The following is a 12,377-nucleotide window of genomic DNA, read 5'->3' as shown; positions in this document are numbered from 1 at the left end:
GATCTTCTAGAGGCGGCTGGTCGCGGTGTCGGCGGAGAGGCGCTGGGCCAGGTAGACCGGGATGACGGAGAGCAGGACGAGGACCGCGGCGACCACGTTGACCACCGGGGCCTGGTTGGGACGGGCGAGGTTGGTGTAGATCCAGAGCGGGAGGGTCTGCACGCCCGGGCCGGCCGTGAACGTGGTCACCACGATCTCGTCGAAGGAGAGCGCGAAGGCCAGCAGGGCGCCGGCCAGCAGCGCCGAGCGGACGGCCGGGAAGGTGACGTACCGGAAGGTCTGGAAGCTGTGCGCACCCAGGTCCGCCGAGGCCTCCTCCGCGGAGGGGGCCAGGCGGCGCAGGCGGGCCAGCACGTTGTTGAAGACCACCACGATGCAGAAGGTGGCGTGGCCGATGACCACGGTGAGCAGCCCGAAGCCGATGCCGGCCGGCCCGAGCACGGTGCGGAAGGCCGCGTTGAGCGCGATGCCGGTGACGATGCCGGGCAGCGCGAGCGGCAGGACGACCAGGAAGGAGACCGCCTGCCGCCCGAAGAACCGGTGGCGCTGGACGGCGAAGGCCGCCATGGTGCCGAGCACCAGGGCGACCGCGGTGGCGCCCGCGCCCGCCTGGAGCGAGGTGAGCAGCGCGCTGCGGGCGCCCTCGGACTCCCAGGCCCGGGCCCACCACTCGGTGGTCAGCCCGGTCGGCGGCCAGGTGAAGGAGCGGTCGCGGTTGAAGGAGTTGAGCAGCACGAGCAGCAGCGGCACGTAGATGACGGCCAGGCCGGCGGCCATGGCCACCCGCAGGGCGATCCGGGTGCGGCGGGAGAAGATCATGAGGGCCTCACAGCGAGTCGGGCGCGCTGGGGCGCTGGGGTGTCGGGCAGTGTCCGGGGGCAGAGGGGGGTCACAGCGAGTCGAGGGCGCCGGTGCGGCGGACGGCGAGCAGGTAGCCGACGATCAGCAGCACCGGGATGCAGGAGAGCGCGGCGGCCAGCGGCAGGTCGAGGGTCACGTTGTCGGCGATCGCGGTGCCGAGCACCTGGGTCTTGCCGCCGACGATCCGCACCGCGATGTAGTCGCCCAGGCTCAGCGAGAAGGTGAAGACCGACCCGGCGAAGACCGAGGGCAGCGCCAGCGGCAGGATCACCGAGCGGAAGGTCCGCAGCGAGCGGGCGCCGAGGTCGGCCGAGGCGTCGAGCAGGTTGGCGGGCAGCTGTTCCAGGCCGGCGTGGATCGGCAGGATCATGTACGGCAGCCAGAGGTAGGCGAGCACGGCGATCACCGCCGGGGTGCCGTAGCCCGGGCTGTGGAAGGCCCTGCGGGAGGTGCTCCCCGTCGCCCGGCATCGAACGTGCCGGGGCCGCTAGGCCCGGAATGTCTAGAACGCCCTGCCGAATTCAGCGTAGCCGGGTGCGACGAAGGCGCTGCGGGAGATCTACAACGCCGAGGATCGCGCCTACGCCGCGAGGCGATCGAGGCGTTCGCGAAGACTTACTGGGCGTTTCATCCCTGACTCGGAGGTTTATGTTCCGCGCCAGGTCGGGGTGCTCTCGCGGGTGAGCCGACGGGTCATGAGGCCGATCATCGCGACGTGGATCATGGCTTCGGAGCGGGCTGGCAGGGCCTCGTAGTCGCGGGCGAGGCGCCTGTGGTGCATGAGCCAGCCGAAGGTCCGCTCGACAACCCAGCGCCGTGGCTGGACGACGAAGCCTCTGGTGGTGGGATCGCGGCGGACAATTTCGACGTCGATGCCCACTGCGGCTCCGTGTTCGACCACGGCGTTCTTGTAGCCATGTCGGCCCAGGCCTTGCTGATCGCGGGGTGTTTGGCCGCGACCGCGGTCAGCAACTGTCGGCCGGCGGTGCCGTCCTGCACGCTCGCGGCGGTGACCAGGACCGCTAGCAGCAAGCCGATGGTGTCGGTGACGATGTTGCGTTTCCTGCCGACGATCTTCTTCCCGACGTCGACGCCCTGCGTGGCGGCGGGAACGTTCGTGGAGGTTTTCACGCTCTGGGAGTCGATGATGCACGCCGTCGGCTCCGGATCGCGGCCTTCGGCGGCGCGGACCAGGCGTCGGAGAAGGCCGTTGAGCTGCTCGAACACTCTCTCCTTCTGCCAGCGGGCGAAGTAGGCATAGACGGTTTCCCAGGGTGGGTAGTCGTGTGGGAGGTAGCGCCAGGGGATGCCGGTGCGGTCGACGTAGAGGATCGCGTCCAGCAGATCTCGAAGGTCGTGCTCGGGAGGCCGGCCGAAGGCGAGCGCCCGCTCGGTCCGGGCCCGGCGCCAGGCGGTGAGGGTGGGCTCGACTAGGGCACGTATTCGGTTGTGATCACGGGGCGGTTTTGGTGAGGTCTTTGATCCAGATCATCGCGCCGCGGAGGTGGAGGCCGGCGAGGTAGCTGCCGGGGGTCTTGTCGTATCGCGTGGCGATGCCTCGCCAGGCCTTCAGCTTGTTGATCAGGCGCTCGACGGTGTTCCGCTCCCTGTAGAGGTCGGTGTCGTGGCTGACGGGCCGGCCGCCCTTGCTGCCTTTCTTCTTCCGGTTGGCGGCCTGGTCCTTCTTCTCGGGGATGACCGCCTTGATACGGCGACCGCGCAGGTGGGCGCGGTTGGCGCGGGAGGAGTAGGCCTTGTCCCCGGCGACCGCGTCGGGCCGGGTGCGGGGGCGGCCGACGGGCCCGCGGACCCGCACCTTCTCCAGGGCGGGGATGAACTGCGGGCTGTCGGCGGCCTGCCCCTCGGTCAGAATGAACGCCAGCGGGCGGCACCTGCGCTCGCCGGCGACGTGGACCTTGCTGGTCTGTCCGCCTCTGGAGCGTCCGAGCAGGGCGGCCTTCAGGCGGAGCCTTCGCCTGCGTCGGACGCGTCGGAGCTCGTCCCGTTCCGGGTCGTGTGCGGTGTCCTGTCCGTCTTGTCCCTGCGGGCCGCCCCTTTTTGCCGGGCCTTCTCCGCCTCCTCGGCGGCCTTCTCCAGGTCGGCGAGCGTGTCGGGGTCAAGGTGCATCCCGGCGGCGTCGTGGTGGGCCCGGATGGTGGTGGAATCCACGCTGACCAGCGAGAGGTCCACCTCGCCCCGTCTGGCGGCTTCCGTGATCGCGCCCTCCAGCAGGGCCTCGAACACCCTGGCGTCCCTCCACTGCCGGAAGCGGTTGTGGACGGTCGACCAGGCGCCGAACTCGCTCGGCATCTCCCGCCACTGGCCGCCCGTCCGAAACCGCCAGATCACGCCCTCGAACTGGCGGCGCAGCCGCTCGGGGTACGGGCCGTACTCGCCGATCGGCAGGTACGGCTCGATGAACTCCCACTCGGCATCGGTCAGTTGCACACGCGTCACACAACACGATCTACCGGATCAGGCACGAGCGCGAGGGCGAAACCCACAAAGTGATCACAACCCGATACGTGCCCTAGGGCCCAGCGGGCGTCGGACAGGTCGCTCGGATACGGTCGACGATCCGTCATGATGACGGCATACTGCGAGATCGTCGCTCTGCCCAGGGTGCGCGGTTCCGGAGGGACAAAAGCGCTCAGTCCTGGCTTCCAGGGATGAGACGGGAGGAACTGCGCAATTCCGGCGGACATTCGCGCAACAGCGGCACTCCTGTTACCAGAACCCCAACCGTCACGGAACGTCCGCAGAGCAGGCGGCCCCCGAACTGGTATCAACCAGCCTGTTTACGGGCGAAACGCCCAGTTACTGATCGTTTCAGAATCCGCCTGCGCCTCGGCTCGCGCCTGGCAATGTCTGTGGATGCCCACTGACCTTGTTCCTGACGACCTTTGGGAGCGCGTCACGCCGCTGCTCCCGCCTCGACCTGTCCGGCGCCGCCGTCATGCCGGGCGGCTGCCGGTCCCGGATCGGGTTGCGCTAGCGGGAATCGTCTACGTGCTACGCAAAGGAGTGGCTTGGCGCGATGTCCCGGCACAGGTCGTGGGTTGCTCCGGAGTGACCAGCTGGCGCCGGCTGCGGGACTGGACCGAGGCCGGCGTCTGGCCCCGCCTTCACGAGGCGCTACTCGCGGAGTTGCGGGCGACCGACCGTCTGGACATGGACGATGCGGCGATCGACGGTTCTCATATCAGGGCCCTCCGGGGAGGGGCTCACGTCGGACCCTCACCCGTCGACCGTGGCCGTCCCGGGTCCAAGCACCATGTGATCGTCGACCGCCACGGCACACCCCTGGCCGTCTCGCTGACCGGTGGAAACCGGCACGACGTCACGCAGTTGTTCCCCCTCCTGGATGCAATCCCAGCAATCCGGGGGCTGCGCGGGCGCCCGCGCAGCCGCCCCAGACGCCTGTTCGCCGACCGTGGCTACGACTACGACAAGTACCGCCGCCGGCTGTGGAAGCGCGGCATCAAGCCGCTCATCGCCCGCCGTGGCGTCGCCCACGGCTCTGGCTTGGGGCGAACCCGCTGGGTGGTAGAGCGGACTTTCGCCTGGCTCCACCAGTTCAAGCGCCTGCGCATCCGATACGAACGTCGAGCTGATCTCCATCAGGGCTTGCTTGAACTCGCCTGCGTCATCATCTGCCTGCGACGGCTTCGCAGGGCTCCGGCGAGCGGTGGCCCGGACATCCCAGGGGTCGGGGCCACCGCAGCCGCTGGGCGGGTCAGCTGAAGCTGACGTCGTAGACGCTGGCGCCTTGGGGGGTGAAGCGGGCACTGCCGGTGATGCCCTCGTACTTGAGGGTGCCACCGGTGACGATCGCGTCGAAGGGCTGGGCCTCCGCGCCCGGGTGGGCGATGGGCCGCACGCTGGTGAGGGCGATCTGTGCGCCGTCGTTGAACTTGAGCACAGTGCTGCAGAGCACCTGGTCCTGGGTCGAGCCGATCTCGTCCTTGACGCAGTTGCCGTAGGCGGTGCCGAACTGGTTGCCGCCGAGGTCGTTGAGCTTGGCGCGGCTGCCGTAGGGGACGCCGAGTACCGGAAGCCCGGACAGGGCTTCGGAGCCGGTGTAGTCGGCCGTGAAGTCCGGCACCTGGGCAGCCCGGGTGGAGCGGTTCTTGCTCTTCTGCGGGGTGTCGGTCGCCATGGCCGGCGCGCTGATCACGACGGCCGTGCCGACGGCCGTGGCGGCCAGGACGAGGGCGAGGGTGCGCTTGGTCGGGAGGGCGGGGCGCATCGGTTCTCCTTCGGTGCTTCGGGCTTGTTGCCCGAATCCGGTGAAAGCTGATCACACCGGGCGAAAGTGCCGGGACGGCTGCAGGCCCCTGGACCTGATGCCAGGAGGGCCCTGTCGGCCGTGCGCCCCAAGGGCTCATGTCGTCCACGAACAGCGCGGATTGGATGCATGCGTGAGCACGGCCATCACCCGCTTGAGCAGCAAGATTCACCTGCTCGGCCCCCACGAGCACCACCAACATTCTGAAACGATCAGTTACGGGACGAAGTGACCCAAGGCGGTGGCGAAGGGCACGGAGTCCCACCTGGTGCCCTTGGTGCGCGCGGACGCGAGGTTCGAGAATGGCGCCCTCAGCGAACGTAATGGAGCACGGGCCGCGTGAGGCTGTGCGGTTAGGGAGGAAGCCGGCCGAGGCGATCTGTTTCGAGCTCGTGGTGAACTTCGGCGATGACGCCGAGGCGGCGCAGGCTGCCGCACTCGTTGACCCAAAGCCATGGGCACTTCGCGCGGGCGCCCACCGCATCCCTCTCCATCGGCCGATGCTGGCGAAGGTGGGCTCGTACATTGAGTTGTCGATCCTGTCCGTGGCCGTCAGTTGGAGTTGCGGCCTGGACGGCAGTCTCCCCAGATTTCAGCTCACCGCAGCGGAGCTGACCGAACTGGGGCACCAGCTCTACGAACTGCTCGCCCAGTTTCGCGGATACGTCTCCGCCAGGGTCGGCTGGGATCCGGAGTGCCTTCTCGACCCTGCTGAGCTCAGGAACGAGTGGTCAGGCGAACTGAACGACGGCCGTCTCCACGGGCTCGTGCTCTGTGATGAGCTGCACGCAGAACTTGACCCGAAGGCCGACTATGACGTGTTCCAGCCCGGATACCGATGGATACCGTATCGCGGGGAGAAGCCGAGCACCCTCACGGCCGACTGACGGGGCAGGCCTCACCCGGGTCGGCTCCGTCCACAGATGCTGACAATTACTCCTGATGCGCCGCGCGGCGTCAGGTGAGGTCGGCTCGGTCGAAGGAGCGGTGGAAGGTGAAGGCCGCCGGGGTGGGGCCGTGGGCGTGGAGGTGCTCCAGCTTGGCGGTGCCCTCCTGCCAGGTGGGCACCGCGCCTTCGGCGACCCACCAGCAGACGTGGCTCGGGTGGCCGGTGCGGGCGAACCAGTCGTGGCGGCGGTTGAGGGCGGTGCGGTGCAGGCCGGTGTAGATGGCCTCGAAGGCGGGTTGCGCGGCGGTCCAGAGCGAGAGCGTGGTGGCCAGGGCGATGGTCTGCGCCGTACGGCCGCCTTCGTACCAGGTCGGGACGGCGAACTCGCCCCAGGCACCCCAGTCCAGGTCGAAGTGCCCACCGGGAGCGGGGTCGACGGCCTCGGCATGCCCGAGGTACCCCGGGTGCCCGCTGATCTGGTCGTAGACGCCCCCGGCGCCGTCGATGAACTCCCGTACGAGAGGGGCGGGATCGGAGAGCGGGGCCTTCAATGTGCCGAAGGTGTACAGGGCAAGGTGGGGCAAGCGTCTCTCCCTCGTGGAGCGCGGGTGCGACGGTGTGCGTCGCCGGACGTCAGGTGACGATAGTCACTCGCGAGGGGACTGTCGATCTTGTGTTTTGGCTCGTCATATGGCCTTCGGTGCAGTTCTGACCGGTGCCGTTGCGAGGCGCCTGGCGGCAGGCGTGGTCCCTGTGCGGAGCGGCTCGATGCCCGCTGGACCGGCCCGATGTCGGTGACTGGGGGGCGACCAGGTGTACGTCTCGAATGGGGACTGGTCGCATCCGGCGAGAAAACAAGCATGCGTGCTTGCTTTCTTCGGCGGGCGCTGCCAGGCTGCTGGATCGGAGCGGGCGGACGGGTGGGCCAGGAGGCCGGCGGGTGCTGCGGGTTGGGAATGCTTCGGGGTTCTACGGGGATCGGCGGGCCGCGTTCCGGGAGATGGTGACCGGGGGGCCGCTGGATGTGGTGACCGGGGACTACCTGGCCGAGTTGACGATGTTGATCCTGGCCAGGGACCGGGTGAAGGATCCGGGGCTCGGGTATGCGCGGACGTTCCTCGGGCAGTTGGAGGAGTGCCTGGGGGAGGTCGTGGACCGGGGGCTGCGGGTGGTGGTCAATGCCGGGGGGTTGAATCCGGGGCGGTTGGCCGAGGCCGTGGGGGAGTTGGCGGCGAAGGCCGGGGTCGCGGTGCCGGTGGGGTACGTGGCCGGGGACGATCTGCTGGGGCGGGCCGAGGAGTTGGGCCTGCCGGGTGGGTTGTTGGCGGCTCATGCGTACCTGGGGGCGTTCGGGATCGCGGAGTGCCTGCGCGGTGGTGCGCAGGTGGTGGTGACCGGGCGGGTGACGGATGCCGCGCTGGTGGTCGGGCCGGCGATCGCGCACTTCGGTTGGGGAGAAAAGGACTTGGACGCGCTGGCCGGCGCCGTGGTGGCCGGGCACGTGCTGGAGTGCGGGGCGCAGGCGACCGGCGGGAACTACGCGTTCTTCGCCGAGCACGACCTGCGGCGGCCCGGCTTCCCGATCGCCGAGATCGAGGCCGACGGCAGCAGCGTGATCACCAAGCACCCGGGCACCGGCGGCGCGGTGACCACGGAGACGGTGACGGCCCAACTCCTGTACGAGACCGGGCCCGCGCGGTACGCGGGGCCGGACGTCACGGCGCGGCTGGACAGTGTGAGGCTGCGTCAGGAAGGGCCCGACCGGGTGCGGATCTCGGGGGTGCGGGGCGAGGCCCCGCCGCCCACGCTCAAGGTGGGGCTCAACCGGCTGGGTGGCTGGCGCAACGAAGTGACCTTCGTGCTGACGGGGTTGGAGATCGAGGCCAAGGCCGAACTGGTGCGGACGCAGGTGGCGGCGGCGTTGGACCCGGCTCCGGCGGAGCTGCGGTGGACGCTGGCCCGCACCGACCATCCGGACGCGGCCACCGAGGAGACCGCCTCGGCGCTGCTGCACCTGGCGGTGCGGGACGCGGACCAGCGGGTAGTCGGCAAGGCGGTGAGCGCGGCCGCCGTGGAGCTGGGGCTGGCGAGCTACCCGGGTTTCCACCTGACCGGGCTGCCGGGGCCGGGCACGCCGTACGGGGTGTTCGAGGCCGCCTACGTGCCGGCCGGTGCGGTGGAGCATACGGCGGTGCTGCCGGACGGGACGCGGAAGGTGATCCAGGAGGCTTCGGTGACCCGCGAGTTGGTGGCGGCCGAACAGCCGGAGCTGCCCGAGCCGTTGGCCGAGGGGCCGAGGCGGCGGGCGCCGCTCGGGTTGGTGGCCGGGGCGCGCAGCGGGGACAAGGGCGGGGACGCGAACCTCGGGGTCTGGGCCCGGAACGAGACCGGGTGGCGGTGGTTGGCGCACGAGCTGACCGTCGAACGAGTGAAGGAACTGCTGCCGGAGGCAGCGGAGTTGGCGGTGGAGCGACAGCTGCTGCCGCACCTGCGGGCGGTGAACTTCACCGTGCACGGCCTGCTCGGGTGGGGCGTGGCCGCGCAGGAGCGGTTCGACCCGCAGGCCAAGGCGCTGGGGGAGTGGCTGCGCGCCCGGCAGGTGGAGATTCCCGAGACCGTACTCGCGGCGGCCGAGCAGGCCGTCGCGCAAGCACCGGAGGAGGCGCGGTGACCAGGCTGACCAGCCAACTCGACCCGAGCGGGGCCGAGTACGGGGAGCACCGGGCCGCGATGCTCGACAAGCTCGCCGGGTTGGAGACCGAGCACGCCAAGGCGCTGGCCGGCGGCGGGCCCAAGTACGTGGAACGGCACCGCAAGCGGGGCAAGTTGCTGGCCCGTGAGCGGATCGAGCTGCTGATCGACGAGGACTCGCCGTTCCTGGAGCTGTCGCCGCTGGCGGCCTGGGGCAGCGAGTACCCGGTGGGCGCCGCGCTGGTGACCGGGATCGGGGTGATCGAGGGCACCGAGTGTGTGATCACCGCCAACGACCCGACCGTGCGCGGCGGGGCGAGCAACCCGTGGACGCTGCGCAAGGCGCTGCGGGCCAACGAGATCGCGCTGCGCAACCGGCTGCCGCTGGTCAACCTGGTGGAGTCGGGCGGGGCCGACCTGCCCAGCCAGAAGGAGATCTTCATCCCCGGCGGGGCGCTGTTCCGCGACCTGACCAGGCTCTCCGCCGCCGGGATCCCCACCGTGGCCGTGGTGTTCGGCAATTCGACGGCCGGCGGCGCGTACGTGCCGGGCATGTCGGACCACACCGTGCTGGTGAAGGACCGGGCCAAGGTCTTCCTCGGCGGCCCGCCGCTGGTGAAGATGGCCACCGGCGAGGAGGCCGACGACGAATCGCTGGGTGGCGCCGAGATGCACGCCCGGGTCTCCGGTCTGGCCGACCACTTCGCCGAGGACGAGCCGGATGCGCTGCGGATCGCCCGCCGGGTGGTGCACCGGCTGAACTGGCACAAGTCCGGCCCGGAGCCGTGGAGTTCGGAGCCGCCGAAGTACGCGGAGGAGGAGCTGCTCGGCATCGTGCCGGGCGACCTCAAGGTGCCGTTCGACCCGCGCGAGGTGATCGCCCGACTGGTGGACGGCTCGGACTTCGACGAGTTCAAGCCCCGGTACGGCGCGAGCCTGGTGACCGGCTGGGCCCGGCTGCACGGGTACCCGGTGGGGATCCTCGCCAACGCGCAGGGCGTGCTGTTCAGCGCCGAGTCGCAGAAGGCAGCCCAGTTCATCCAGTTGGCGAACCAGCGGGACATCCCGTTGGTCTTCCTGCACAACACCACGGGCTACATGGTGGGGCAGGCGTACGAGCAGGGCGGCATCATCAAGCACGGCGCGATGATGATCAACGCGGTGGCCAACTCCACCGTGCCGCACCTCTCGGTGCTGATGGGCGCCTCCTACGGGGCCGGGCACTACGGGATGTGCGGGCGGGCCTACGACCCGCGGTTCCTGTTCGCCTGGCCTAGCGCCAAGTCGGCGGTGATGGGGCCGCAGCAGCTGGCCGGGGTGCTCTCGATCGTGGCGCGGCAGTCGGCGGCGGCCAAGGGGCAGCCGTACGACGAGGACGCGGACGCCGCGATCCGGGCCATGGTGGAGCAGCAGATCGAGGCGGAGTCGCTGCCGGTCTTCCTCTCCGGGCGGCTCTACGACGACGGTGTGATCGATCCGCGGGACACCCGTACCGTGCTGGGCCTGTGCCTGTCCGCGATCCACAGCGGCCCGGTCGAAGGCGCACGCGGCTACGGCGTCTTCCGGATGTAGCACCGACGGATGTAGCGCCGACGGAGGTAGTCCCGGCGGAGGTGGTTCCGGCGGAGGTGGTTCCGGCGGAGGTGGTTCCGGCGGAGGTAGGGCAGTGTCGAATTTCGGAAGGGCCCAGAAATGATCAGCTCACTGCTCGTCGCCAACCGGGGCGAGATCGCCCGCCGGGTGTTCCGCAGTTGTCGCGAACTCGGCATCGCCACCGTGGCGGTGCACTCCGACCCGGACGAGGGCGCACCGTACGTCCGGGAGGCCGACGCGGCCGTCCGGCTGCCCGGGGCGGCGCCCGGCGAGACCTATCTGCGGGTGGAGGCGCTGGTGGCCGCCGCGCTCGCGGCCGGTGCCGACGCCGTGCACCCCGGGTACGGATTCCTGTCCGAGAACGCCGAGTTCGCCGCTGCCGTGCAGGCGGCCGGGCTCCGCTGGGTCGGGCCGCCGCCGGCCGCGATCGCCGCGATGGGCTCCAAGACCGAGGCCAAGCGGCTGATGGCGGCGGCGGGGGTGCCGGTGCTGAGCGCCCCCGCCGAGCCCACCGAGGCCGACCTGCCGCTGCTGGTCAAGGCGGCGGCCGGCGGTGGCGGCCGCGGTATGCGGGTGGTGCGCGAACTCGCCGAGCTGCCGGGGGCGTTGGTGGCGGCGCGGGCCGAGGCGGCGAAGGCCTTCGGCTCGGACGAGGTCTTCTGCGAGCCGTACCTGGAGACCGGGCGGCACGTCGAGGTGCAGCTGCTGGCCGACGAGCACGGCACGGTCTGGGCGCTCGGCGAGCGGGACTGCTCGCTGCAACGGCGGCACCAGAAGGTGGTGGAGGAGGCTCCGGCGCCCGGGCTGGACGGGCGGGTGCGGGCCGAGCTGCACGCCGCCGCCGTGGCCGCCGCCAAGGCGATCGGCTATGTGGGCGCCGGGACGGCCGAGTTCCTGCTGGCGTCGGACGGCCGGTTCTACTTCCTGGAGATGAACACCCGCCTGCAGGTGGAGCACCCGGTCACCGAGGCCGTGACCGGTCTCGACCTGGTCGCCTGGCAGGTGCGGATCGCCGAGGGCGCCGCGCTGCCCGCCGAGCAGCCGGCGCTGACCGGGCACGCGATCGAGGCCCGGCTGTACGCCGAGGACCGGCAAGGGCAGCCGCAGACCGGCACCCTGCACCTGCTGGAGATCCCCGGCGTGCAGGAGGAGTTCACCAGCAGCCCGGGCCGCACGCTGCGGCTGGACTCCGGGGTGGCGGCGGGCAGCACGGTCGGCATCCACTACGACGCGATGCTGGCCAAGGTGATCAGCTGGGCTCCCACCCGGGCCGAGGCCGCCCGCCGGCTGGCCGACGCGCTGAGCCGGGCCCGGATCCACGGCCTGGTCACCAACCGGCCGCAACTCGTCGCGGCGCTGCGGCACCCCGCCTTCCTGGCGGGGGAGGTGCACACCGCACTGCTGCCCGAGATCACCCGGGAGGAGCCGCCGGTCGGCATCGAACTCGCCGCTCTGGCTGCCGCGTTGGCCGATGCGGCGAGCCGTCGGACCGAACTGCCCTCCGGGTGGCGCAACTTGCCCTCGCAGTCGCAGGTCAAGCGCTACCGGACGCCGGAGGGCGCCGAGCACGAGGTGCGCTACCGGCTCACCCGGGACGGCCTGCGGGCCGAAGGCTTCCCCGAGGCGGAGCTGGTCGCGGCCGAGGCCGAGCGGGTCACCCTGCGGGAGGCCGGCCTGGCCAGGAGCTTCCGAGTCGCCCGCTACGGCAGCCTGGTGGAGGTGGACTCGCCGCTCGGCGCGGTCACCCTGACCGCGCTGGACCGCTTCCCCGACCGCTCGGCGCAGACCGAGCCCGGCGCCCTGCTCGCCCCGATGCCCGGCACCGTGGTGCGGACGGCCGCCGCCCCCGGCGACACCGTCTCCGCCGGCCAGCCGCTGCTCTGGCTGGAGGCGATGAAGATGGAGCACAAGGTCTGTGCCCCCGCCGACGGCATCCTCACCGATCTGCACGTCAAGCCCGGCCAACAGGTCGACCTCGGCGCGGTGTTGGCCGTCGTCCAGCCTGCCTGAGCCCACTCGTTCCTGCACGTCCGTACCCGTACGTCCGCCATTTCC

The 12,377-nt window shown here is 70.8% G+C and carries 8 protein-coding genes and 3 pseudogenes; 5 read left to right on the top strand and 6 right to left on the bottom strand.

Annotation, left to right across the window (positions count from 1 at the left end; all coding sequences use genetic code 11):
* Positions 1–6: 6 nt before the first annotated feature.
* The 4 genes and pseudogenes from CFP65_RS01370 to CFP65_RS01355 form a co-directional block, all read right to left on the bottom strand.
* The gene (locus CFP65_RS01370) at positions 7–819 is read right to left on the bottom strand and encodes an ABC transporter permease (protein WP_104814366.1); all 813 of its coding nucleotides are present in this window, start codon (positions 817–819) and stop codon (positions 7–9) included.
* A 70-nt stretch (positions 820–889) separates the two neighbouring features.
* Positions 890–1,288, bottom strand: a pseudogene (locus CFP65_RS01365) (ABC transporter permease); the annotation flags it as partial.
* A gap of 219 nt (positions 1,289–1,507) precedes the next feature.
* Positions 1,508–2,304, bottom strand: a pseudogene (locus CFP65_RS01360) (IS5 family transposase).
* A gap of 10 nt (positions 2,305–2,314) precedes the next feature.
* Positions 2,315–3,318 (bottom strand): annotated as a pseudogene (locus tag CFP65_RS01355) (IS5 family transposase).
* A gap of 417 nt (positions 3,319–3,735) precedes the next feature.
* Here CFP65_RS01355 and CFP65_RS01350 point away from each other — a divergent pair.
* The gene (locus CFP65_RS01350; protein ID WP_254552159.1) at positions 3,736–4,605 is read left to right on the top strand and encodes an IS5 family transposase; all 870 of its coding nucleotides are present in this window, start codon (positions 3,736–3,738) and stop codon (positions 4,603–4,605) included.
* Here CFP65_RS01350 and CFP65_RS01345 read toward each other — a convergent pair.
* A complete protein-coding gene (locus CFP65_RS01345; protein WP_104814363.1) occupies positions 4,598–5,110 on the bottom strand; it encodes a hypothetical protein in 513 nt (170 codons plus the stop codon). The two genes, CFP65_RS01350 and CFP65_RS01345, sit on opposite strands and share 8 nt — an antisense overlap.
* Positions 5,111–5,541: 431 nt before the next feature.
* Here CFP65_RS01345 and CFP65_RS01340 point away from each other — a divergent pair, with 431 nt between their 5' ends.
* Positions 5,542–6,036 (top strand): hypothetical protein, encoded by a 495-nt coding sequence (locus CFP65_RS01340; protein WP_217368119.1) that lies wholly within the window; start codon positions 5,542–5,544, stop codon positions 6,034–6,036.
* A gap of 70 nt (positions 6,037–6,106) precedes the next feature.
* On the opposite strand, the gene CFP65_RS01335 is transcribed toward CFP65_RS01340, so the two are convergent.
* Positions 6,107–6,622: a DUF3291 domain-containing protein gene (locus tag CFP65_RS01335; protein ID WP_104814361.1), complete on the bottom strand. Its 516-nt coding sequence runs from the start codon at positions 6,620–6,622 to the stop codon at positions 6,107–6,109.
* A gap of 314 nt (positions 6,623–6,936) precedes the next feature.
* On the opposite strand from CFP65_RS01335, the gene CFP65_RS01330 reads away from it, so the two are divergent.
* The 3 genes from CFP65_RS01330 (at position 6,937) to CFP65_RS01320 (ending at position 12,332) form a co-directional block, all read left to right on the top strand.
* Positions 6,937–8,709, top strand: a complete 1,773-nt coding sequence (locus CFP65_RS01330; protein WP_371682513.1) for an acyclic terpene utilization AtuA family protein — start codon at positions 6,937–6,939, stop codon at positions 8,707–8,709.
* Positions 8,706–10,301 carry an acyl-CoA carboxylase subunit beta gene (locus CFP65_RS01325; RefSeq protein ID WP_104814359.1) on the top strand — a complete coding sequence of 532 codons (1,596 nt, stop codon included), beginning with the start codon at positions 8,706–8,708 and terminating at the stop codon, positions 10,299–10,301. The genes CFP65_RS01330 and CFP65_RS01325 overlap by 4 nt, the downstream gene beginning before the upstream one ends.
* Before the next feature lie 120 nt (positions 10,302–10,421).
* Positions 10,422–12,332: a biotin carboxylase N-terminal domain-containing protein gene (locus CFP65_RS01320; protein WP_104814358.1), complete on the top strand. Its 1,911-nt coding sequence runs from the start codon at positions 10,422–10,424 to the stop codon at positions 12,330–12,332.
* The last annotated feature ends 45 nt before the right edge of the window (positions 12,333–12,377 follow it).

Source organism: Kitasatospora sp. MMS16-BH015 (genome assembly GCF_002943525.1).
Classification (GTDB): Bacteria; Actinomycetota; Actinomycetes; order Streptomycetales; family Streptomycetaceae; genus Kitasatospora.
The sequence above is the reverse complement of the archived record's forward strand: the minus strand, read 5'-3'. Positions and strand labels throughout refer to the sequence as shown.

Excerpts from the sequence above, each read along its gene's own strand:
- CFP65_RS01350 (WP_254552159.1), top strand. The coding sequence starts at position 3,736 with ATGCCCACTGACCTTGTTCCTGACGACCTTTGGGAGCGCGTCACGCCG.
- CFP65_RS01320 (WP_104814358.1), top strand. The coding sequence starts at position 10,422 with ATGATCAGCTCACTGCTCGTCGCCAACCGGGGCGAGATCGCCCGCCGG.
- CFP65_RS01370 (WP_104814366.1), bottom strand. The coding sequence starts at position 819 with ATGATCTTCTCCCGCCGCACCCGGATCGCCCTGCGGGTGGCCATGGCC.
- CFP65_RS01345 (WP_104814363.1), bottom strand. The coding sequence starts at position 5,110 with ATGCGCCCCGCCCTCCCGACCAAGCGCACCCTCGCCCTCGTCCTGGCC.